20 protein-coding genes are annotated in these 22,760 nt (G+C 69.3%); 11 read left to right on the top strand and 9 right to left on the bottom strand.

All coding sequences use genetic code 11. From position 1 onward, the window contains the following. The first annotated feature begins 329 nt into the window (after positions 1-329). Positions 330-2,534: a hypothetical protein gene (locus AB0I19_RS07455; RefSeq protein ID WP_357145744.1), complete on the top strand. Its 2,205-nt coding sequence runs from the start codon at positions 330-332 to the stop codon at positions 2,532-2,534. On the opposite strand, the gene AB0I19_RS07450 is transcribed toward AB0I19_RS07455, so the two are convergent. Continuing rightward, positions 2,531-3,466, bottom strand: a complete 936-nt coding sequence (locus tag AB0I19_RS07450; RefSeq protein WP_357145741.1) for a LysR family transcriptional regulator — start codon at positions 3,464-3,466, stop codon at positions 2,531-2,533. The genes AB0I19_RS07455 and AB0I19_RS07450 overlap by 4 nt on opposite strands. A gap of 55 nt (positions 3,467-3,521) precedes the next feature. Next, entirely contained in the window at positions 3,522-5,024 is a 1,503-nt protein-coding gene (locus AB0I19_RS07445; RefSeq protein ID WP_357145738.1) for an NAD(P)/FAD-dependent oxidoreductase, read from the bottom strand. Between the two features lie 94 nt (positions 5,025-5,118). Here AB0I19_RS07445 and AB0I19_RS07440 point away from each other — a divergent pair, with 94 nt between their 5' ends. Further along, entirely contained in the window at positions 5,119-5,658 is a 540-nt protein-coding gene (locus AB0I19_RS07440) for a GNAT family N-acetyltransferase (RefSeq protein WP_357145735.1), read from the top strand. 3 nt (positions 5,659-5,661) lie between these two features. On the opposite strand, the gene zapE is transcribed toward AB0I19_RS07440, so the two are convergent. Continuing rightward, the gene (gene zapE / locus AB0I19_RS07435; protein ID WP_225280533.1) at positions 5,662-6,681 is read right to left on the bottom strand and encodes a cell division protein ZapE; all 1,020 of its coding nucleotides are present in this window, start codon (positions 6,679-6,681) and stop codon (positions 5,662-5,664) included. 35 nt (positions 6,682-6,716) lie between these two features. Here zapE and AB0I19_RS07430 point away from each other — a divergent pair, with 35 nt between their 5' ends. From AB0I19_RS07430 to msrB, 4 genes are all read left to right on the top strand, one after another. Beyond that, positions 6,717-7,478: a pyrimidine reductase family protein gene (locus AB0I19_RS07430; protein ID WP_357145731.1), complete on the top strand. Its 762-nt coding sequence runs from the start codon at positions 6,717-6,719 to the stop codon at positions 7,476-7,478. A 31-nt stretch (positions 7,479-7,509) separates the two neighbouring features. Then, entirely contained in the window at positions 7,510-9,063 is a 1,554-nt protein-coding gene (locus AB0I19_RS07425) for an alpha/beta hydrolase (protein ID WP_357145728.1), read from the top strand. Between the two features lie 81 nt (positions 9,064-9,144). Next, positions 9,145-10,464: a glycosyltransferase family 87 protein gene (locus AB0I19_RS07420; protein ID WP_357145726.1), complete on the top strand. Its 1,320-nt coding sequence runs from the start codon at positions 9,145-9,147 to the stop codon at positions 10,462-10,464. Between the two features lie 40 nt (positions 10,465-10,504). Next, positions 10,505-10,930 (top strand): peptide-methionine (R)-S-oxide reductase MsrB, encoded by a 426-nt coding sequence (gene msrB, locus AB0I19_RS07415; protein WP_357145723.1) that lies wholly within the window; start codon positions 10,505-10,507, stop codon positions 10,928-10,930. Positions 10,931-10,933: 3 nt separating this feature from the next. Here msrB and hemQ read toward each other — a convergent pair whose 3' ends face one another. Both hemQ and AB0I19_RS07405 read right to left on the bottom strand, forming a co-directional pair. Continuing rightward, the gene (gene hemQ, locus AB0I19_RS07410) at positions 10,934-11,629 is read right to left on the bottom strand and encodes a hydrogen peroxide-dependent heme synthase (protein ID WP_357145720.1); all 696 of its coding nucleotides are present in this window, start codon (positions 11,627-11,629) and stop codon (positions 10,934-10,936) included. A gap of 43 nt (positions 11,630-11,672) precedes the next feature. Continuing rightward, positions 11,673-11,822: a hypothetical protein gene (locus tag AB0I19_RS07405; RefSeq protein WP_357145717.1), complete on the bottom strand. Its 150-nt coding sequence runs from the start codon at positions 11,820-11,822 to the stop codon at positions 11,673-11,675. Positions 11,823-12,039: 217 nt separating this feature from the next. On the opposite strand from AB0I19_RS07405, the gene AB0I19_RS07400 reads away from it, so the two are divergent. Then, positions 12,040-12,390 (top strand): VOC family protein, encoded by a 351-nt coding sequence (locus AB0I19_RS07400; RefSeq protein ID WP_357145714.1) that lies wholly within the window; start codon positions 12,040-12,042, stop codon positions 12,388-12,390. 151 nt (positions 12,391-12,541) lie between these two features. On the opposite strand, the gene AB0I19_RS07395 is transcribed toward AB0I19_RS07400, so the two are convergent. Next, positions 12,542-13,891 (bottom strand): protoporphyrinogen oxidase, encoded by a 1,350-nt coding sequence (locus AB0I19_RS07395; RefSeq protein ID WP_357145711.1) that lies wholly within the window; start codon positions 13,889-13,891, stop codon positions 12,542-12,544. Between the two features lie 184 nt (positions 13,892-14,075). After that, the gene (gene hemE / locus AB0I19_RS07390) at positions 14,076-15,140 is read right to left on the bottom strand and encodes a uroporphyrinogen decarboxylase (protein ID WP_357146684.1); all 1,065 of its coding nucleotides are present in this window, start codon (positions 15,138-15,140) and stop codon (positions 14,076-14,078) included. A 354-nt stretch (positions 15,141-15,494) separates the two neighbouring features. On the opposite strand from hemE, the gene AB0I19_RS07385 reads away from it, so the two are divergent. Further along, positions 15,495-16,133 (top strand): DUF3000 domain-containing protein, encoded by a 639-nt coding sequence (locus AB0I19_RS07385; RefSeq protein WP_357145708.1) that lies wholly within the window; start codon positions 15,495-15,497, stop codon positions 16,131-16,133. A 22-nt stretch (positions 16,134-16,155) separates the two neighbouring features. Further along, positions 16,156-17,406: a ribonuclease D gene (locus AB0I19_RS07380; protein ID WP_357145706.1), complete on the top strand. Its 1,251-nt coding sequence runs from the start codon at positions 16,156-16,158 to the stop codon at positions 17,404-17,406. Between the two features lie 107 nt (positions 17,407-17,513). On the opposite strand, the gene AB0I19_RS07375 is transcribed toward AB0I19_RS07380, so the two are convergent. Further along, the gene (locus tag AB0I19_RS07375) at positions 17,514-17,741 is read right to left on the bottom strand and encodes a hypothetical protein (RefSeq protein WP_357145703.1); all 228 of its coding nucleotides are present in this window, start codon (positions 17,739-17,741) and stop codon (positions 17,514-17,516) included. 198 nt (positions 17,742-17,939) lie between these two features. Between AB0I19_RS07375 and AB0I19_RS07370 the strand changes: the two genes are divergently transcribed. Next, positions 17,940-18,773: a class I SAM-dependent methyltransferase gene (locus tag AB0I19_RS07370; RefSeq protein ID WP_357145700.1), complete on the top strand. Its 834-nt coding sequence runs from the start codon at positions 17,940-17,942 to the stop codon at positions 18,771-18,773. Here AB0I19_RS07370 and dxs read toward each other — a convergent pair. Further along, on the bottom strand, positions 18,770-20,665 hold the full coding sequence (gene dxs, locus AB0I19_RS07365; RefSeq protein ID WP_357145697.1) for a 1-deoxy-D-xylulose-5-phosphate synthase: 1,896 nt from the start codon (positions 20,663-20,665) through the stop codon (positions 18,770-18,772). The genes AB0I19_RS07370 and dxs overlap by 4 nt on opposite strands. Before the next feature lie 216 nt (positions 20,666-20,881). On the opposite strand from dxs, the gene glsA reads away from it, so the two are divergent. After that, positions 20,882-22,714 carry a glutaminase A gene (glsA, locus tag AB0I19_RS07360; RefSeq protein WP_357145694.1) on the top strand — a complete coding sequence of 611 codons (1,833 nt, stop codon included), beginning with the start codon at positions 20,882-20,884 and terminating at the stop codon, positions 22,712-22,714. Positions 22,715-22,760 lie beyond the last annotated feature (46 nt).

Raw genomic sequence — 22,760 nt, 5'->3', positions numbered from 1 at the left:
CAGGTTCCCGCAGCCGCCGACACGCCGCCAGCCCCCTTGACCCGCACTCGGGTGCGTCGCCGCGTGGTGATCGAGATCACAACGACGACATTGCTTGTATATCAAGCCCTTTCATTGTGCCAACGTCGCACGGACCGGCGAAGATCTTGATCATTTCGATACACAGACCACCCGGGTTGCCGGTCCTTTTCGTCCCGATTACGAAAAGGTTCGGCGCGTCGCCTGGCGCACCGGCCGAGGATCACTACAACGCGTCGGCGGGCACCGGTGGATATGATCGCAGGCGGCCGAGGCGGGCACGCTCGCCGTCCACCGGAAGTAGGGTGTGCATGAACCACGCTGAGCACGACGAAACCATCGGGTCGATGCTGGCGAATATCGCCGCGGCGCTGCGTGAGGTCAGCGAGAAGCTCGATGTCGTCGCCGCGCGCGTCGCCCAGGAGGTCCCCGGCTTCCCCGGTGACGACGAGGACGTGCCCGACCAGCTTCGCATCCGCCGCCTCGAAGCCTGGGCTTTCCATGCGTCACAGGACATTTCCCGGCTCAGTGCCCGGCTCGACGCGCTCGACGGCGGCGACGATCCGGCCCCACCACCCGCCCGTGGGCGCAGCAGACGAGAAGTCCGCGAGGCCGCCGAGCGGGCCGCCGCCCACGAGGAAGCCACCAAGCCGCCGCTGGAGCGCCGTCAGTCGAGCCGCTCGGTCCCCGACCACCTCGGGGATCCCACCTGGCCCATCACCGCTCCCCCGGTTCCCCGCGCGACGACCGAACCGCAGAGCGGTGTCGTTGCGGGCGAACGTGGTCGGGCCGCGTCGCACGAGGAGGGTGAGCCTCGTACCGCCGCGTACGCCGTCCAGTCGTCGGGACTCGGCGATCCTGAACCCCAGGCGGCCCGCGGTGCGCGCGGTAACTCCGCACAGCGACCGAAGGTGAACGGTGCGCATGTGCCGGAAGCGCCTGTGCGGGAAGCCGTCCCGAATGCGCAGCGTGTGAACGGCCGGCTGCCCGCGCAGCCGGATCGGGAGGCACCGGCGCGTGGAGTGGCCGACGACATCGCGGCGCAAGGGGTCGGTCTCGCCGCGAATCGTGCTGTTCCGCTGCCGGATTCGACCGATGAGCTCGGCCGCCACGATGAGGAGGCCGCTGCCGTTTCGGGCGGGTCCGCGAACGTCGAACGCGCCCGGCCGGTCGGCAAGGTTCCCACCGAGACCCGTGGCACCGAACGCCACACCACTTCCGGCAATGTGACCTGGTCGCCCAACGGAGTCGATCCGCAGGCTCAGCGCAACGGATCCGGCCCCCACCGGGCAACCGACCAACGCGCCCCCGTCGAACACGCAGGCGGATCGGAAGACGTGCGGCACAGCTCGTTCGACGCTGGCACGGCGGGCGAGCGGGTCGGCGATTCCGGCGATGCGCGCCGCGCCGCACATGCGTCGGGTCACGTCGACGACCAGCAGGCGAGCTCGGTGCGCGGACCGTTGGCCGGTACGGGTGGGCACTCGGGTCCGGGTGAGCAAGAACGTGCCGGAATCATCCCGGCCGAAGATGCTCACGCGGCCGAAGCCAGGGTCGTGACGAACGGGACGACCTTCAACGGGTTCGCCGATCGGTCGGGTTCCGGGCCGAAGAACGGCAGTGTCAACGGGATCCAGTGGTCCTTCGACGACGACGTGGAGACGACCCTTCCCACCCCGCCGCGAAACGGGCACGCCCGCAACGGCTTCACCACGGACTCCCGCGGCGAGTCCGTCTTCGCCGACTTCACGCCGCGCAACTCGACCAACACCGAGAAACCGGCAGCCCCTGCCCGTTTGGTCGCCCCGCCACCGGCTGATTCGACCCACCAGGTCGAAGCCGGGCACGTGGCGGGCCGAGCCACCGCGCCGTCGGAGCACCTCGACCAGGCATCTCGGTCCGAGCCGTCGGCCGGCGCACCCGACTACCGAACCAGCCCGGCGACGGAATCCGTCGACCGGTCCGGCGGAGCAGCCCTGCCGACGGACTACCCGAACCAGGGCCACTCCACCCAGGCAACGGGCGATCCCGGCCGGACGCACCAGCAGGCCGACCGCATCACCCAGGGCGTTCGACCCGGCCCGTCCGACGAAGCGGCGAACAGCCGATACGAGCAATCCAGCCGACCGCCCGGTCACAGCGCCGAGGAGACCGGCCGCACGTTCGGACAGGACGCGAACACAGGTCCGTTCGCGGCCCAGGCGGCTCACAGCACCGCGCGATTCACCAACTCCGACAACGACACCGGGACCCGGCACGGCCGACCCGCCCCGGCGGTCGACCTGCCCGCCACCCACACCTCGTCGAGCGCCGACGACAACCTCGGCCCTGCCCCCATCCCCACGGCCACCGACCCGGCAGGCATCACGGTGACCGGCACCTATCGCGCCTTCGACCTCGAATCCGCCGCCCACGTGGACAAATTGCAGGCCATGCTCGACGAGCTCAAGCGCTCCGCGGGCCTGCCACCCGGCCGCCGCGACGTCTTCGGCCCACCGACCCAGGACCTCGGCTAGACGGCGACTCCCACCGAGCGCACATCGGGCGCCTCCGGTGCGTCGCGCAGTACCGTCGCGACGAGTTCGCGCACGGCGCGATGACCCGCGTCGGCGGTATTGCGCGGATGCCAGGCCATGGCGACGACGGGGGCGGGCAACGGCAGGGGGATCTCGAAGGTCGCCAGGCCGAGCGCCTGACAGGCCGGGCGGGACAACGCCGCAGGGGCGGGGCAGATCAGCTCGGTGGTCGCCACGGTGAACAACGCGGTCGCCAGGTCGGCGACGGTCGCGACGACGCGGCGGGTGCGGCCGTGCAGGGCGAGACGGTCGTCGATGGGACTGTGGGTGCGGCCGGTGGGTGACACCTCGAGGTGGCGCGCGGAGGCATAGGCGGCGACGGTGGGGCGGTCGGCGGCGAAGGGATGGTCGGCGGCCGCGACACCGACCCAGCGGTCGCTGAACAGCCGCTGCACAACGGTTTCGGGGTCGGTGCGGCCGAGCACGCCCACTTCGATGTCGACCTGTCCGTCGCGCAGGGCCACCGCGCTGTCGGCGGGGTCCGCGGCCAGCAGCCGAACGGTCACGCCGGGCAACTGCGCCCCGACCGCGCCGAGCAGCGGTCCCGCGAGCCGTGCTGCCACCGCATCGCCCACGCGGACCACGAAGTCCCGCTGCCTGCGAACACCGCCGCCCTCGTGTGAGGTGAGCAGCACCCGGCTCGCCTCGACCAGCGCCGCCACGTCCTGGCGTAGTTCCAGGGCGCGCGGGGTGGGCACCAGATGCCTGCCGGAACGCACGAGCAGCGGGTCACCGAACACCTCACGCAACCGGGTGAGGGTGCGGCTCATCGCCGAGGTGGAGGTGTGCAGACGCCGGGCCGCCTCGGTGACGCTGTTGGTGTCCAGCAGCGCGTCCAAGGCGGGCAACAGGTTGAGATCCAGCGCTTCCACGCGAGGATTATCACCAACGCCCGGTTCGCCACCAAGCGGCCGCACCGCGTGTCGGTTATCCCTCGACCACCGCGACCGGTGTCGGCGCCGGGGCGGCGTTGCGGTTGCGCAGCACGCTGCGGTAGGTCGCGGGGCGCACCGGGCGCACCCACTGCCCGAGCCGGGCCGACAGCGGCAGCGGGGTGCCCAGGTCGTCGAGCATCTCGTCGATATTGCCCAGCGAGAACGGGATCACCGACGCACCGTGCGCGTGCGCACCGTTGCTGCGGGCCCGCGACCAGGCGAGGCGTTCGTCGATGTCGTTGTTCATCAGTTCGGCGACCGGCGGCACGAACGCGCCGGTGAGCAGCCCCGCGATCCAGTGCGCGCCGACCTCGGCGCTCAGGGCGCTCACATTGGAGCTGTTGTAGCCGGCGAAACTGAGGTTGGGCACCTCGACGGGCAGGATGTGGCGGTAGAGCCGGAAGTCGCCCGCCTCGTCGGTGAGCGAGCGGCGCACGAACGGGGTGAGGAACGGTACTTCCTGCCGATATCCGGTGGCGCACACCACGATCTCGGCCAGTTTCAGCGTCCCGTCGGACAACCGGACCGCGGGCCCGTGCTGCCCGCCGATGAGTTCGACGATCTCGGCGTCGCGGTGCACGGCGATGCGGCCCGCCTCGATCTGATCGAAGAACCCGTCGGTGGCCAGCGCGGCGCTGCTGGTCGCCATGTCGGCCAGTGGACCGTCGGGGACCAGGCCGAGCTCGCGCAGCCGCAGCTTGCGCGTCACCCGTTCCTGCAGCAGGTCGAGGTTCGCCTCACGCAGGGCTAGCCGGTCGAGCAGGCGTTCGGCGCGGTGGCCGAACCGGGACGGGAAATGCGCCTCGCCCGCGCGGGTGAGGAGCAATCGTTCGTAGTCGGTGCCGAATCCGAACTTGCGCGGCATTTTCCAGGTGAGCCTGCGGGCGACCACGCTGGTCTCGTCGGCGAGATGACTCACCGCCTCGGCCACATCACAGGCCGACTTGCCGTACCCGACGACGACCACCGAACGGTCGCGCGCCAGTTCGGCGTCGTGGAACTGCGAGACATGACACAGCAGCCCACCCGCCGCACGGAAGGCGGCCGCACCGGGCAGGTCCGGCAGCACCGGGTCGCTGTACACACCGTTGGCGACGATCAGGTGATCGCAGGTGCTGCGGTGCACCCCCATCCCGTCGCGGATCTCGAGCAACCAGCCGCTGTCGACCGGGTCGGCAGCGACCACCTCGGTGCCGAGCCGCAGATTCCCGGTGAGACCGAACTTCTGCGCGTACCCGGCGAGGTAGGCCTGCATCTGCTGACCATCGGGCCAGCGCGGGTAGTCCTCCGGCATCGGGTGGTCGCTGAAGTGGTTGGTGTGCTTGCTGTTCTGTGAACGCAGGCCCGGGTAGCGGCGGGTGACGCTCCACACACCGCCCACGTCAGGGGCTCGATCGAAGACTTCGACCGGGAACCCGGCCTGACTCAACACCTTCGCGCAAGCCAATCCCGCAACTCCCGCACCGACGATCCCGATGCGGCTACCGCTAGTCATGGGCAGGAGAGTACTCGGGACCGCCGTCACGGTGCCACCGCCGCGATGCCCACAGTGCTGTCTACCACCGCCACGCCCGTGCTGTACTGGAACGATGACCAACAGCTCCGTCGTCGTCGACCGGGCCGGACTCTGGGACGCCGAAGCCCTCAGCGATGTGGCGACCGCGACGTTCCCGCTGGCCTGTCCCCCGCAGGCCGACCCGGCCGACATCGAGATCTTCCTGACCCAGATGCTCTCGGGCGACCGTTTCGGCGAGTACCTGTCCGACCCGGATCGCACGGTCCTCAAGGCCGTCGACGGTGACCAGATCGTCGGCTACGCCATGTTGATCGCGGGCAGGCCGACCGATCCGGCTATCGACGCACAGGTCAGCCCTGGGTCGGTGGTCGAACTCAGCAAGATGTACGTGCTGCCCGGACACCACGGCACCGGGGTGTCCGCCGCGCTCATGGACGCCGCGGTCGACGCCGCGCGCGACTCGGGCGCCGACGCGGTGTGGCTCGGGGTCAACCAGGACAACGAACGCGCGCAACGTTTCTACGGCAAGCACGGGTTCGTGCGGGTGGGCACCAAGACGATGACCGTCGGCAACCAGGTGCACGACGATTTCGTCTTCGAACGGAAGCTGTGATCCCTATGCGGTAGCGGCCTCGAACCGCGACAGCGCGAGCAGACGCGAGATGGCGCGCAGGTACTTCTTGCGGTACCCGCCGTCGAGCATCTCCTGGGAGAAGATCTCGTCGAGCTTGGCGCCGGACACGGTGACCGGGATGCTCGCGTCGTAGAGGCGGTCGGCGAGGACGACGATGCGCAGCGCGACGGCCTGATCGGTCACCGGGTGCACACCGGAAACGAACACCGAGGTGACGCCGTTGATGAGGGCGCCGTACTTCGAGGGGTGCAGCGTGCTCAGGTGCTTCAGCAGAGCGTCGTAGTCGTCGAGGGTGGAACCCGGTGTGGCGGCAGCCCGTTCGGCCAGCACCTCGGGCGAGGTGGGCTCGGGAGCGGGCGGCAGGTCGCGGTGGCGGTAGTCGGGACCGTCGACGCGCACCGGCTCGAAGATGGCGCCCAGCTTCTTGATCTCGCGCAGGAAGTCCTGTGCGGCGAAACGGCCCTCGCCGAGCTGGCTCGGCAGGGTGTTGGACGTGGCCGCGATCGAGACGCCCGCGGCGGACAGCTCGGTGAGCAGGCGCGAGACCATCGTGGTGTCGCCCGGGTCGTCGAGTTCGAATTCGTCGATGCACAGCAGGCTGTTGGCGGAGAGCCGTTCCACCGCGTTGACGAAACCGAGGGCGCCGACCAGGTTGGTCAGCTCGCCGAAGGTGCCGAACGACTTCGGCGCGGGAGCGCTGTGGAAGATCGAGGCGAGCAGGTGGGTCTTGCCCACACCGAAACCACCGTCGAGGTACAGGCCCGCGCCGGTGACTGCCTTCTTCTTGCCGAAGAGGCTCTTCTTCGACGCGGCCTTGTGGATCTTGGCGACCTGACCGGCGAATTCCTCGGCCTTGCGGACCGCGGCCGCCTGGCTGGGTTCCTTGGGGTCGGGAATGTAGGAAGCGAAGCTGACCTCGTCGAACATGGGCGGGGGCACCATCTGGGCGACGAGCTGGTCGGCCGGGACCTCCGGGTGGCGATCGACGAGGCGTTCTTGCATGTGCGAATCGTACGGACGTGGTTGCATCGGTACCTATGCAGCGTATCCCTAATGTGACCCAGCTCGCAGATCTCGACGCCGACGCACTGGCCAGGAGCTATGCGTACCCGAGGCACCTCGAGCGGCCCTGGGTGCGGGCCAACTTCGTCAGCAGCATCGACGGCGCGCTCGCCGTCGACGGCGTGACGAAGGGACTGGCCACCCCGGCCGACAAGCTGGTGTTCAAGCTGCTGCGTGAGCTCGCCGACGTGATCCTGGTCGGCGCGGGCACCGTGCGCACCGAGAACTACGGCGGCGCCCGCACCGACGACGACCACCGGCGGGCGCATTTCCGGCACGGGATCGGCGGCAGCGAGGACGGCAGCCCACCGCCGATCGCCGTGGTGTCGGGCAGCGCGAATCTCGATCCGGCGGCGCGGCTGTTCACCGACGCGCGGACCCCGCCGCTGATCCTCACCACCGCCCAGGCCGACAAGGACCGCGTCGCGGCGCTCGAGGACGCGGGCGCCGAGGTGGTGGTCGCGGCGGAGTTCGCGATCACGCCCGCCGCGCTGCTGCGGGTGCTCACCGAGCGCGGATTGCCGCGGGTGCTGTGCGAGGGCGGACCGCACCTGTTCGGTCAGCTGGCCGAGGCCGACCTGGTCGACGAACTGTGCCTCACCACGGCGCCGCTGCTGGTCGGCGGGGCGGGCGGGCGAATCTCGCTGTCGGCGAAGCAATTCGGTACCTCGATGACACGTAAGCAGTTGGTGCTCGACGACGACGGCACCGTGCTGGCCCGCTGGGCCCGTCGATGAAACCCGGCGCCGAACCTGGCAGGGTGTAGCCATGCGCTTGACTCGGGCCGCGGTAACGGCCGCGACACTGTCGATCATGCTCGCGGGCTGCGGGGCGGGACCGTCGGATCGGCCCGTCGTCGCGGTGGAACGTCCGGGCGCCGGTGGAGTGGCGACCCAGGAGGTGACAACGGCGGATCTCGGCACGGCCGAGGTCCCCAAATCGGATCTCACCTGGCGTGACTGCACCGAGTCGACCATCAGCTCGCTGGCCTTCGGTGACGTGCCCGCCGGACTCGTGCTCGAGTGCGCCGATTTCTCGACGCCCATCGACACCGCGGGCACCGTGCTCGGCACCTTCCGTGCGGGCGCCCTGCGTGCCCGGCTGCCCGAGACCCCCACCGATGTGGCCCCGCTGGTGCTGACCTCCGGCGCCGACCGGTCCTCGGCCTCCACCCTCGCCGGTCTGGCCATCGGCCCCAACCGGGCGCTGCTCACCGCGCAGCCGATCGTGGCGGTGGATCGGCGCGGCATCGGCGCCTCCCAGCCCATCGACTGCATCCCTGCCCAATTGCGCGCGGTACTGACCGATCTGGGGCAGACCGGGGTGGGCAACGCCGACCAGGTCGGTGCCGTCGCCGGTTTCAGCCAGGATGCGACCATCGCCTGTCGCGACTTCCTGCAGCCCTACGAGGGCACCTTCGACGCGCCGCACGCCGCCGACGACATCGAACAGCTGCGCAAGCAGTGGCAGGTCGAGAAGATCAACCTGCTCGGCGCGGGCAACGGCGGCAAGGTCGCGCTCAGCTACGCACGCCGCTACGGCGACCACCTGGCCCGGCTCGTCCTCGACGCACCGGAACCGGTCGGCGCCGACGCCGCGACCATGGCCGAGGCGCGCGTCACCGGCGCCGAGGCCGCGCTCACCGCGTTCGCACAGCGCTGCAAGGCGGCCAATTGCGCCCTCGGACCCGATCCGCGCGCGGCGGTCGTCGGGTTGATGAACAAGGCGACGTCCGGCGGACTGGGCGAGGTGACGGCCGCCGACCTGGCGACCGCGCTCACCGGTTTCCTGTCGAGCCCGCGTGGGGACCAGAACACCCGGGTCACCGCCCTGGCCGACATCCTCGCCGCGGCCGACCGCGGCGATCGGGGGCCGCTGATCGCACTGGTCGGGCGTGAGGCGGCGGCGATCTCGTCCGACGGCGAGTTCGTGAACCGGTGCACCGACAGCCAGCAACCGCCCACCCCCGATCGGGCCCGCGAACTGGCCGACACCTGGGCGGGCAAATATCCGGTTTTCGGTCGCACCGCCGCGATCGGGCTGATGGTGTGCTCGGCCTGGCCCGTCTCCACCGCCCCGCCGCTGCCCGATGACCTGTCGCTGCCCGTGCTGGTGTTCGCCGGTGCCGCCGACCCCGTCGTCGGCGGTGCCGCGGCCTCGGTCACCGGCGCGCTCGGCGCCGCGGGTGCCCGGCACGCCACCATGACCTGGCAGGGCTGGGGGCATCCCGTGGTCGCGCATTCGGGGTGCGCGCAGCAGGCCGTCAACGCCTACCTCGCGGATGGGAAACTGCCCGCCGACGGTGGCGCCTGCCCCGCCTGATCGGCATCCGACCGGCGCGTCGCGGCGCGTCGGACGGGTCCGGCGACACCATCGCAACCCGATCCGGTGTACCGTGCCCCAGTGTTGTTCCGACAGCTCGAGCCCCGCACCGCTCGCACCGCCGCCGAGGTGATGAAGTTCGCATTGTGGCCGTTCGCGGTCATGACGGTGCTGAACCGTGTCTTCATCAAGGCGATCAACGGTTTCGTCACCGACGACTATCGCCCGGTGTACAACGCCTCGTTCGAGTTCTTGAACGGCAGGCCCGTGTACACGGCCAACTTCGACTCGGTCGACCCCCATTACCTGTACCCGCCCAGCGGAACCCTGGTGATCGCGCCGGTCGCGGTCATCGAGTACGAGCTGTCGCGGTGGCTGTTCATCGCCTTGAACGCCGCGGCGATCCTGCTCGCCTGGTACCTGCTGCTGCGGTTGTTCAAGTTCGGCATCGGTTCGGTGGCCGCGCCCGCGCTGCTGCTGGCGATGTTCGCCTCCGAGACGGTCATCAACACGTTGGTGTTCACCAATGTCAACGGGTGTCTGCTGCTGGCCGAGCTGGCGTTCATCCATCTGCTGCTGCGGCGGCGTGATCTGTGGGCCGGTGCCATTCTCGGCCTCAGTATCGCGGTGAAACCGACGCTTGCGCCGTTGTTGCTGGTCGCGGTCGTGCGCGGCCAATGGAAGGTGCTCATCACCGCCATCGGTGTGCCCGTCGGGCTCACCGCGTTGGCCTGGCCGCTGTCGAAGGACCCCGAACGGTTCTTCACCCATGTGCTGCCGTATCTGGCCAAGACCCGCGACTACTTCAACAGTTCGGTCGGTGGCAACGGTGCCTACTTCGGGCTGCCGCACTGGCTGATCCTGCTGGTGCAGGTGACGATGGGCGCGGTCGTCGCGGTGTCGCTGTGGTTGCTGTGGCGCTACTACCGCCACGACGAGCTGTTCTTCGTGACCACGTTCTCCGGTGTGCTGCTCACCGCGTACTTCCTGCTGCCCTCGCTGGGCCAGATGTACTACTCGATGATGCTGTTCCCGTTCCTGATGACGGTGGTGCTGCGCAATTCCGTGCTGCGCAACTGGCCGGCCTGGCTGGCGATCTTCGGATTCATGACCTACGACAAGTGGTTGTCGGACCGCTGGCAGGACATCGGGCGCACGCTCGAATACCTGCGCGTCACCTTCGGCTGGGGACTGCTGCTCATCGTGGTGTTCTGTGTGCTGGGCGACCGCTACCTGGCCGCCCGCCGCGAAGGCAGGCTGGAGTTCGGCATCGACCCGGCCTGGATGGCGAACGCGCCCGACTCGCGCGACGGCGTCGAGGAGAAACCGGCGCCCGCACCGGCGCCTGACCGCGACGATCCGGTGGCACCGGTCGAGGAACGCGAACCCGCCCTGAAGTAGCGTTTCGGCGCGCGCGGCGCGAAACCATTAGCGTGGAGTGATGAGTTCCGATACCTCGTTGCCCGCGCCGCGCATCCAGCTGACGCCGCAGGAGTGGCGGGCCAAACTGAACCCCGAGGAATACGCCGTGCTGCGTGAGGCCGCCACCGAGCGACCTTTCGTCGGCGAATACACCGACACCAAGACCGACGGCGTCTACACCTGCCGCGCCTGCGGTGCCGAATTGTTCCGCAGCACAGAGAAATTCGACTCGCACTGCGGGTGGCCGTCGTTCTTCGACCCCGCCGATTCCGACGCGGTGATCCTGCGTCCGGACGACTCGCTCGGCATGCGCCGGGTCGAGGTGCTGTGCGCGAACTGCCACAGCCACCTCGGCCACGTCTTCGAGGGCGAGGGCTACCCCACCCCCACCGACCAGCGCTACTGCATCAACTCGATCGCGCTCAAATTGGAGCCGAAAGAGTAGGTCTTACGGCAGGGCGTTGATCAGCTGCTCGACCTCCACGCGGGGGCCGGTGAAGAACGGGATCTCCTCGCGGACGTGCAGGCGGGCCTCGGTGGCGCGCAGGTCGCGCATGAGGTCGACGATGCGGTGCAGTTCGGGGGCCTCGAAGGCGAGGATCCACTCGTAGTCGCCGAGCGCCATCGAGCTCACCGTGTTGGCCCGCACATCCGGGTAGCCGCGGGCGGCCTTGCCGTGGTCGGCGAGCATCTTGCGACGTTCCTCGTCGGGCAGCAGGTACCACTCGTAGGACCGCACGAACGGGTACACGCAGATGTAGTTGCCCGGGTCCTCACCGGCGAGGAACGCCGGGATGTGGCTCTTGTTGAACTCCGCCGGGCGGTGCACGGCCACATTGCTCCACACCGGGGCGCTGGCCTTGCCCAGCTCGGTGGTGCGCCGGAAATCGGCGTAGGCGGCCTGCAGGTCCTCGACCCGTTCGGCGTGAGTCCACAGCATGAAATCGGCGTCGGCACGCAACCCGGCCACGTCGTAGATGCCGCGCAACACCACACCCTTGTCGGCCAGCCCGTCGAAGAAGGTCTGCGCCTCCTTGATCGCCGCCGCCCGGTCGTCACCGAGCACGCCCGGCTGTACCTGGAACACCGAGAACATCAGGTACCGGATGGTGGAATTGAGGGCCTGGTAGTCGAGTCGCGCCATGAATCCATGGTGCCACTGCGCGGATTTCGCGCGGCGCCCGGGATCAGTCCAGGTGGTGCTCGACCGCACGCCACGGCGAGTTTTCGTCGGCGCGGAAGACGGCGGTCACGGTGGTCGCCTCCCCCGCGTGTAGTTCGACGGGACCGAGATCGGGGTCGAGGATCAGGGTCGGTCGGTCAGCGGGACTGGTCACAGCGGGCGATCATGCACGAGCGCTATCACCGATGGTGGTAGCCACGCCGCAATCGGGTATGTGCACTGCGACCCGGGTCGGCTTCGGCCTGCGTTCGCGTCGGGCCAGTGGAGCGCGGGCCCGGACGCAGCGGGCGCAGTTCGCGGTTCGCGTCGACCGGAGTCTTCGGGACGCGTACGGTCGCGCTGACACCGACAACTCTGCACAGGAGGATCTCATGCGCGTCATCAGTGTGGTCGCCGATCTTGCCGTCGGCGATATCGACGCCGCCAGAAGCTTCTACGCGGACTACCTCGGTCTCAGCGACGAGGAGTTCAACCTCGGCTGGGTGGCGCGGTTCACCTCGCCCGAGACGGGTGCGCACCTGCAGGTCGTCACGCGCGACGCGAGCGCACCGGAGAATCCGGTCGTCACGGTCAAAGTCGACGATGTCGAGGCCGCGCTGGCCGAGGCGCAGCGGCGCGGCTTCGAGATCGTCCACCCCCTCACCACCGAACCCTGGGGAATCACGCGATTCTTCGTCCGCGCACCCGACGGGAACGTCATCAACATCGCCCAACACCACTAGCCGCGGGCGTCGTGAACCTGGACGATTGATCACCACGCTCTCAGGTAAGTAACACGCGAGAGGCGAACGCCACCAGAGCGTGATGATCTTGATTCGCTGAAGCTGGTGCGGTCGTGGTGACCGCCGCGTGCCGCCGCAATCCGCAGCCGTGTCAGTGGTGAAGGCTGTGTGCGACCCGTTCCGCGGCGGCGGTGCCTGCGGCGACGCACGCCGGAACTCCGACTCCGCGCAGGTAGGCGCCTGCGACGGCGAGTCCTTCGAGCGGGGCGATCGCGGCTTCGATGGCGTCGATTCGTTCGGTGTGGCCGGGTGCGTATTGGGGCAGGCCGCCGGGCCAACGCTGGACGACGGCGGCGTGCGGGGTGATCGTGGCTCCGGTGACGGTGCTCAGGTCTTCGACGGCGGCGGCGATGAGTTCGTCGTCGGTCCAGGTGAGGGGTTTCTCGTCGCCGAAGCGGCCGAACGAGGCGCGCACGAGGGCGACGTCGCGGGCGGCCAGGTGCGGCCATTTGCGGCTGGACAGGGTGAAAGCCTTGGCGCGCAAGGGCTCTCCGGTGGCGACGAGGATGCCTGAATTGTCCGGCAGGGCGGTGTCTTTCGGCAGTGCCATCGCGACGAGCGCCGACGACGACAGTTCGATGCCCTCGGCCAGGACGGCAGCTTCGGGGGCGACGTAGTGCAACAGCCGGGCGGTGACCGGCGCGGGTGTCGCGAGGACGACCGCGTCGACAACGCCCAGCGGGTCGACCACCCAACCCTGCGGTGACCGAGCCAGCCGCGTCGCGGACAGATCGGTCACCAAGCGGGCCCGCGACGCCTCGATCAGCGCGGCGAGCAGGGCACCGTATCCGTCGCGGAGTCCACCGAAGACCGGCGCGGAGCTGGGGGCGGGCATCGCTTTCCGAACCGCGTCGGTGAGACTCGGTGCGCCTTGATCGAGGGCAGCGGCCAGCGTCGGCAGGGCCGCACGGATGCCGATCGACGCGCTGATCCCCGCGTACACCCCGCCGAGCAGCGGATCGACACTGCGCTCGACGACCTGCCGACCGAACCGTTCGGCGACCAGCGACTGCACGTCCACGTCCGAACCGGGTTCCCAGCGCAGCGGCCGCTCCGGTTCGGTCGCCATCCGGTGCAGGGTTTCGTCGTCGACGAGCCCGCGCAGCGATTCGGCATCGGAGGGAATGCCCATCAAGGTCCGCCCCGGCAGCGGGTGCGCACTCCCCCCTGCCCACACCAGTGGCCGTTTCCCGGCGGGTCGCACCAGCTGATCGTCGAGGCCGAGTTCGCCCATCAACTCGATCACCTCGGGCCTGCGCCCGACGAACGCCTCAGCACCGAGATCCACTGGCTCCCCGGCCAATTCACCGGTGTGCAGCACCCCACCGGCCCGCCCACGCTGCTCGAGCACGACGATGTCGGCGCTCTCACCGAGGTGCTGCCGCAGCCGGTACGCCGCGACGAGCCCGCTGATTCCGCCCCCGACAACCGCGATCCGCATGCTCCGACCGTAGCCGTGCGGCCGACGCACCGATAAGACGCACCCACGCTGTGTCAGCAGTGTCACGTCGAGCTCCGGAGCGCGGATCGTGATCGGCGGCGAACGCCCACTACCCACCCGCGGATCGACGACCATCGAGCGCGGCGGCGGGGGGATTGTCAGACGGCCGCCTCGGCCTGGTGCCTCAGAGCGAATGCACGAGCTCGACCAGCGCCGTCAGCACGCCGGGATCGGTGTCCGGCAGCACCCCGTGCCCCAGGTTGAAGATATGACCGGTCGCGCCGAGCGTGATGGCCTCGTCCGCCTCCGCGACGATGCGCCGCGCTTCCGCCTCGACCGCGTCGAATCCGGCGAACAGGATGGCCGGATCGAGGTTGCCCTGCAGACCCTTTCCGGCGCCGACCCGGCGCACGGCGTCGGTGAGCGGCACCCGCCAGTCGACACCGACCACATCGGCACCGGCCTCACCCATCGCGCCGAGCAGCTCGCCGGTGCCCACACCGAAGTGGATGCGCGGCACGCCCGCGTCGGCGATCTCGGCGAATACGCGCTCAGAGTGCGGCAGCACGAACTCGCGGTAGTCGGCAAGCGACAGCGCGCCCGCCCAGGAATCGAACAGCTGCACCGCGTCGACTCCGGCGGCGAGCTGGGCCTGCAGGAAGGCGATGGTGATGTCGGTGAGGGTGCCGAGCAGCGCGTGCCAGGTCTTCGGGTCGGCGTGCATCATCGCCTTGGTTCGCTCGTGCTGCTTGCTCGGCCCACCCTCCACCAGGTAGGAGGCCAGCGTGAACGGGGCACCGGCGAAACCGATGAGCGGGGTGTTACCGAGCGCGTCGGTGAGCAGCCGCACGCCCGCGGTGACCGCGCCGACCTCTTCCGGACGCAACCTCGGCAGGGCGCGCACATCGGCCTCGGTGCGCACCGGCGAGGCGATCACCGGGCCGACACCGGGCACGATGTCGAGATCGATGCCTGCCGCCTTGAGCGGAACGACGATGTCGGAGAACAGGATTGCCGCGTCCACACCGTGCCGGCGGATCGGCTGCATGGTGATCTCACACACCAGCTCCGGGTCGAAGCACGACTCGAGCATGCCGATGCCCTTGCGCAGCTCCCGGTACTCGGGCAGCGAACGGCCTGCCTGACGCATGAACCAGACCGGTCGCCTGCTCGGCGTCGCGCCGGTGGCGGCGGCCAGGAAAGGGGCATCGGTCAACCGGCGGCGGGTGTAGGTGCTCACCACGATGATCCTAGGCGGCGAGGTGGGCGACTCCGCCCCCACATGGGGGTAGAGTCGCGCGGCCTCTGGCTCACCCGTCCCCGGCTGCGAGCCGGCGACGCTCCCCCACCACGTCGACCGGATTTCGACCTGCTCCTACGCGGCAACGTGTCGGACGGCCTCGCGCCGATGAAGGGGGTGAGGTGCCATTCCGACGAGGAACGTTCGATCGGACGAGCGCGATACGACCGACCGCCCGTCTTATCGCACATCGCGCATCACGAAGCGCTCGAAAATGCACCCTCCGCAACGCACCCCCGACCGGCCCGCCGTAGGCGGCGCGCCTCCGCACGCCCCGCACACCCACCGTCTACGGTTGCCCTCGTGACACCGCTCGACATCCGCGACGGCGCCGCACCGACCGGGGGAACGCCCCGCGAGCCTGCTTCTTTCCGGGCGGCGGTCGATGCGATGGGCACCGCAACCGTGCACCCTCGAATCGAGCTGGCGCCTATCCGCCCCCCACAGCGGTTGGCGCCGTTCTCCTATGCGCTCGGGGCGGAGGTCGTGCACCCCGACACCCCGGTCGTGCCGACCGACTCCGAGGGCGACGCCTTCGGCAGGCTGATCCTGCTCCACGACCCCGACGGGGACGAGGCCTGGCACGGCGTGTTCCGGCTGGTCGCCTACATCCAGGCCGACATCGACGCCGCCCTCGCCGCCGACCCGCTGCTCCCGGAGGTCGCGTGGAGCTGGCTGGTCGACTCCCTCGAGTCACGTGGCGAACCGTTCACCGCCCTCGGCGGCACCGTCACCGCCACCAGTTCGGTGCGGTACGGCGACATCGCCGGCCCACCACGCGCCCACCAGCTGGAGCTACGCGCCTCGTGGACGGCGATGAACACCGAGATGCGCCGTCACGTGGAGGCGTTCTGCGAGGTGCTCGCGTTCGCCGCCGGATTACCCCCCGCCGGAATCACGCATTTACGGCCGGACTCCTATACCCACACCGACAGACCGTGATCGCCACGTAGAGTTCACGTTTATGTCGGTCGCCGAGGAACCAACCGCAGCAGAGCCCCTGCTCGCCCCCGCCGAGGGGGTTCCACCCGTGCTGGCCTCCCCCGACGAGGTCGCCGCGGCCGCCAAATCCATCGCCGCGGGCACCGGCCCGCTCGCCGTCGACGCCGAACGCGCGTCCGGTTTCCGCTACTCCGCGCGCGCCTACCTGATCCAGCTGCGCCGCGAAGGCGCCGGCACCTTCCTGATCGACCCGATCCCCGTCACCGACGCGCTCACCCCGCTGGCCGAGGCGATCAACGACCTCGAATGGGTGCTGCACTCCGCCGACCAGGACCTCCCCGGCCTCGCCGAACTCGGCCTGCGCCCCGCCCGCCTCTTCGACACCGAACTCGGCGGCCGCCTCGCCGGCTACGAGCGCGTCGGCCTGGCCGCCATGGTGGAGAACCTGCTCGGCCGTTCCCTGCGCAAAGGCCACGGCGCCGCCGACTGGTCCACCCGCCCGCTGCCCGACGAGTGGCTCAACTACGCCGCCCTCGACGTGGAGCTCCTCCTGGAACTGCGCGACACCGTCGCCGACGACCTCGCCGCCCAGGGCAAAATGGACTGGGCCGCAGAGGAATTCGAACACGTCCGCACCATGGACCCGCCCGCCCCCAAGGCCGACCGCTGGCGCCGCACCTCCGGCATCCACACCCTGCGCCGCCCCCGCCAGCTCGCCGTCGTCCGCGAACTGTGGACCACCCGCGACGAACTGGCCCGCGCCCGCGACGTCGCCCCCTCCCGCATCCTCCCCGACTCCGCCATCGTCGCCGCCGCGACCAACGACCCACGCACCATCGCCCAACTGCGCACCCTCCCCGTCTTCGGCGGCCCCCGCCAACGCCGCTACTCCCGCGACTGGCTCGCCGCCGTAGACCGCGCCCGCGCCCTCCCCGACAAACAACTCCCACCCCTCACCCTCCCCTTCGACGGCCCACCCCCCGTCAACCGCTGGGAACGCCGCGACCCCATCGCCGCCGCCCGCCTCACCACCGCCCGCAACGCCATGGGCGAACTCTCCACCGCACACTCCATCCCGGTAGAGAACCTCCTCTCCCCCGATCTGGTGCGTCGCCTGTGTTGGGACGGGCTCCCCGACTACAAGAACGTCGGCACCCCCGAAGAGCTCTCCGCCGCGATCGAGGAGTTCCTGCGTGCGGGTGGGGCACGACCGTGGCAACGAACCCTCGCCGTCCCGGCGCTGACCAAAGCGCTGACGCCGAAGGTCGAGTAGCTCAATTCGTCAGACGCAGCCGTGAAACGCCCGAGCCTCGGGTGACGGGATAGTCCACCAAGCTGCGCTCGCGTCCGATCCACCGAATCTCGTCTTTCGACCGCGATTCACTCATAGTTCAGTCCGGCATACAAGAGTAGCGCGAGGAAGTTCCAATCGATTCCGACAGGAATACTTTGACGGTTTTCCACGAACGCCGCGAGAGCTTCCAGAAATCGCGGCATCGTTGCATTCTCGAAAGCATCGGGGTCGCTGATCACCTGCGTACGCAGATTCAGCGCAAATTCCACAAACCGTTCCCGATTCTCGACTCCGGGAAATTCCAATTCTTCCACGTCCCTCGCCCCCTAGATTCTTACTGCTCATGACGCTTCCTCGTCGGACATCCGACATTGCTAACGAGGTTGCGCCAAATATTCCGTAGGCGTTCTCTGTTCATTTCTCGACAAGAAGTAAAGCACTGTGCGAAAAATGGATCGACGGGGCGCTTGTTCGTGGTTAGTGTCGGGTGTCGGCTGTCGAGAGGAAGCGTTGTGTTCGAAGAGGCGATCGCCGCCAATCGGGCGAATTGGGATGAGCGGGCCGAGGTGCATGTGCGGTCGCGGATGTATGACGTGGATGCGTATGTCGCGGATTCGGGGCGGATCTCGGCGGTGGTGCGCAACGACCTGGGGGTGCTTGCGCCGCACTTGCCGGAGTCCGGGATCGTGGGGCGGTCGTTGTTGCATCTGCAGTGTCATATCGGGATCGACACCTTGTCGTGGGTGCGGCTCGGTGCGGTGGATGTGCACGGGCTCGATCTGTCGCCGAATTCGTTGCGGCACGCGGAGCGGATCGCGCGGGACGCGGGGTGTGACATCACCTGGGTCGAAGGGGATGCGCGGCGGGCTTCGGAGCTGGTCGGGCGGCGTTTCGACACCGTGGTGACGAGTGCGGGAACCATTGTGTGGTTGCCGGAGCTCTCGGGTTGGGCGCGGTCGATCCACGATCTGCTGGAGCCGGGTGGGGTGTTCTCGATCCGGGACGATCATCCGATTCTCGGCGCGATGGGGTTCGAGCCGTGGGAGATCTCCGACGACTACCTCGGCGGGGGCGGGACGAGGACGTACACGGATTCGGGCACTTACACCGAGGATTCCGCCGGGCAGATCACCCACACCACCAATCACGAATGGCGACACGATCTCGGTGAGGTGGTGGGAGCACTGCTCGACGCGGGACTGGCGATCGAGGCGGTGCGGGAGCTGCCCTATATGGACTGGCCCGCCTTCCCGGAACTCGTTGCCTGCGAACAAGGTTGGATGTTGCCACCGGGACGGCCGCGAATTCCGTTGAACTTCGCGGTCGTCGCCCGGCGGAGAGGTTAGTGGGCGCCGAGCCAGGCGGTGATGCGCTGGGTGATGGCTTCGGGGGTGAGGCCCAGGTCCTCGAGGATTTCGGGGCGGGAGGCATGGTCGAGGAACTGCTGGGGGACGCCGAGGTCGCGGGTGGGGACGTCGAGGCCGGCGGCGCGCAGGCGAGCGGAGAGGGTGGAGCCGATGCCGCCGTGCAGGCCGCCGTCTTCCAGAGTGACGACCAGGCGGTAGTTCTCGGCGAGTTTGACCAGGGTGTCGGAGATCGGGAGGACCCAGCGGGGGTCGACCACGGTCACCGAGATGCCCTGGGGGGCAAGGTGTTCGGCGACGTGCACGGCGGTGTCGGCGAAGGGGCCGACGGCGACGAGCAGGACGTCACCGTGCTGGGTCTGCACCGTCCCCGCGCCGGGCACGGCCAGGCGGAGGACGTCGAGGCCGTCGAGGCGTTCGACAGCGGTGATGTCTTCGGCGACAGTGCCTTTGGGGAAACGCAGCACGGTGGGGCCGTCGGTGACGGCGAGCGCCTCGGCCAGTTCCTCACGCAGGGTGGCGCCGTCGCGGGGGGCGGCCACGCGGATGCCGGGGATGATGCCGAGCAGCGAGAAGTCCCACATGCCGTTGTGGCTGGCGCCGTCGGGTCCGGTGATGCCCGCCCGGTCCAGAACGACGGTGACGGGCTGTTTCAGCAGCGCCACATCCATCAGCAGCTGGTCGAAAGCGCGGTTGAGGAACGTGGCGTAGATGGCGACCACGGGGTGCATGCCGCCGAGTGCGAGGCCTGCGGCGGAGGTCATCGCGTGCTGTTCGGCGATGCCGACGTCGAACATGCGCTCGGGGAAGCGTTCACCGAACGCGGCCAGACCGGTGGGGCCGGGCATGGCGGCGGTGATGGCGACGATGTCGTCGCGGCGCGCGGCGTGCTCGATGAGTTCCTCGGAGAACACCGCTGTCCAACCCTTGGCCTTCTTGCCCGCCAGGGGGCGGCCGGTGAGCGGGTCGATGGGGTCGCAGGCGTGCATCTGGTCGGCGACATGGTTTTCGGCGTGCTCGTAGCCGTTGCCCTTGCGAGTCACCGCGTGGACCACGACGGGGCCGCCGAAATCCTTGGCGCGGCGCATGGCCGCCTCGAGCGCGACCAGGTCGTGGCCGTCGACGGGGCCGACGTACTTCATGCCGAGGTCGCCGAACAGTTCCTGCGGGCTCACGGCGTCTTTGATCCCGGCCTTGAGCGCGTGCACCATCGAGTAGGCCGAATCCCCCACGGCCGGAATGCTTTTCAGCAGACGTTTCCCGGTGTCGAGGGCATGCTCGTAGGCCGGCTGGGTGCGCAGGGCGGTGAGCCGGTCGGCGAGGCCACCGATGGTCGGGGCATAGGAGCGGCCGTTGTCGTTGACGACGACCACCACCGGGCGGTCGGCACCGGCGATGTTGTTGAGCGCCTCCCAGCACATGCCGCCGGTGAGCGCGCCGTCGCCGACGACGGCGACCACGGTGCGGTTCCGGTCGGTGAGCGAGAACGCCTTGGCCAGGCCGTCGGCGTAGGACAGGGCGGCCGAGGCGTGCGAAGACTCCACCCAGTCGTGTTCGCTCTCGGCGCGGCTCGGGTAGCCGGACAGGCCGTCGCGCATGCGCAGCGTGTCGAAGCGGTCCTTGCGGCCGGTGAGGATCTTGTGCACGTAGGCCTGGTGGCCGGTGTCGAAGATCAACGGGTCGGCCGGGGAATCGAAGATCCGGTGCAGGGCGATGGTCAGCTCGACCACACCGAGGTTGGGACCGAGATGACCACCGGTGGCGGCGACCTTCGCCACGAGGAACTCGCGGATCTCGTCCGCCAGTTCCCGCAGCTGCGGCACGCTCAGCCGGCGCAGATCTTCGGGTGAATCCACCCGCGACAGCACTCCCACCTGAACTCGCTCCCTCCGGACTTCCGATTGATCCGCCCAGTGTATTTGGCCGGGCCGCGGGCGAAAGCCCCCGACCGGTGTCGCGCACTGTCCGACGGTAGCCGGGACGGCCCGCCGACCAGCGGGCGCACCCCCGGCTGACGGGCGCGACGTGTGAGCACAATCTCCCCGCGCGTCAGCCGGGGAACCGTTGTCAATGCCCCCTACAGTGACGCTGTGGCCGAACCGAACAGGATCGATCCCGGGGTGGTCGCGGGCATTCTCGACGAGGTGTACGCGGCCTGCCGAGACGACACCTCCGGCACGCCCGCCGACTACATCCCCGAACTCGCCGCCGTCGCACCGGACTCGTTCGGACTGTGCCTCGCCACCGCCGACGGGCTGGTCTACCGGGTCGGCGACACCGATGTCGGGTTCACCATCCAGTCGATCTCCAAGCCGTTCACCTACGCGCTCGCCCTGGCCGAGCGGGGGCTCGACGAAGTCGCCCGCCACATCGATGTGGAACCGTCGGGTGAGCCGTTCAACGAGATCGCGCTCGAACCCGACACCCAGCGCCCGAGCAACCCGATGATCAACTCCGGGGCGATCACCGCCGCCTCGCTGATCAAGGGTCCCGGCGAGTTCGAGCGGGTGCGGGAGTGCTACTCGCGCTTCGCCGGACGCGAGCTGCGCGTGAACGACGCTGTGTACCAGTCGGAATCGCGCACCGGATACCGCAACCGGGCGATCGGGTACATGCTGCGTTCGGTGGGGGTCATCGACGTGGACCCCGACGCCGTCGTCGACCGCTACTTCCGCCAGTGCTCGATCGAGGTGACCTGTGCCGACCTGGCGGTGATGGCGGCGACGCTGGCCGACAACGGCGTGAACCCGGCCACCCACGAGCGGGCGTTGTCGACGGCACTCACCGAACGGGTGCTGAGTGTGATGACCACCTGCGGCATGTACAACGCGGCGGGCGACTGGGTGACCACGGTGGGGCTGCCCGCCAAGAGTGGGGTGGGCGGCGGGATCATCGCGGTGCTGCCGGGGCAGCTCGGCATCTCGGTGTACTCGCCGCGCCTGGACGGTCAGGGCAACAGTGTGCGCGGGGTGGCGGCATGCCGGGAACTGTCGCGGCGGCTCGAACTGCACTTCTGTCACGTGACCCGGTCCGCGCGCACCGCCATCCGCGCCGAGCACTCGGTGTCGGAGCTGCCGTCGCGGATGCGCCGCTCCCCCGACGACGCCGCCGTGCTCGCCGCGCACGGTGACCGCGCCCGCGTCTACGAACTGCACGGCGACCTGCTGTTCTCCGGCGCCGAACGGGCGGTCCGGGCCATCGAGGCCGCCTCGGGTGAGCTCGACGCGCTGGCGATCGACCTGCGCCGGGTAGGTGAGGTGAGCGTGGTGGCACGCGGGATGCTCGACGCGCTGCAGGCCGAACTCGTACCGGCCGGGGTGCGGGTGGCGCTGGTCGATCCCGATGCCAAGCTCGGCCACGACGTGTCGAGCCTGCGGCCCGACGACCCGCGCGGGCGGGTGTTCATCGATCGCGATACCGCCACCGAATGGTGCGAGGACATCGTGCTCGCCCGGCACCGTCCACCCGGAACACACCCGACCACCTCGATCACCCTCGACGAGCACCCGCTGCTGGCCGAGCTCGATCCCGACGACCGCGCCCGACTGGCCGCCGATTTCGGCGAGCGAACCTTCGCCAGGGGCGAGACGATCGCCGAACGCGGTGATCAGCGCTCGGGGCTGTATCTGATCCTGGACGGGCGGGTGCGGCTCACCTTCCCCGGCACCGAAGGGCGAACCCACCGGCTGGTGACCTTGTCGGCGGGGATGTCGTTCGGCGAGATACCGATGCTGGTCGGCAAACCGTTCGTCAACGCGGTGATCGCCGAAACCCAGGTGCGGGTGGCGGTACTGAGCCCGGCGGTGTTCGACTCGCTCACCGAGGTGCATCCGAAACTCAAACTCGCCCTGCTGCAACGACTCGCGGCCGGTGCGTACGCGCAGATGGAAGCCACGGTCCGCACCATCTCCGGCAGTCACTGACCGGACAAGGAACCCTCCGGCGATGCGAGACGTTGGGCTGCACAAC

Origin of the sequence: Nocardia sp. NPDC050413 (assembly GCF_040655475.1) — a bacterium.
GTDB classification, from domain to species: Bacteria; Actinomycetota; Actinomycetes; order Mycobacteriales; family Mycobacteriaceae; genus Nocardia; species Nocardia coubleae.
This window is presented reverse-complemented; position numbering and strand designations above follow the sequence as displayed.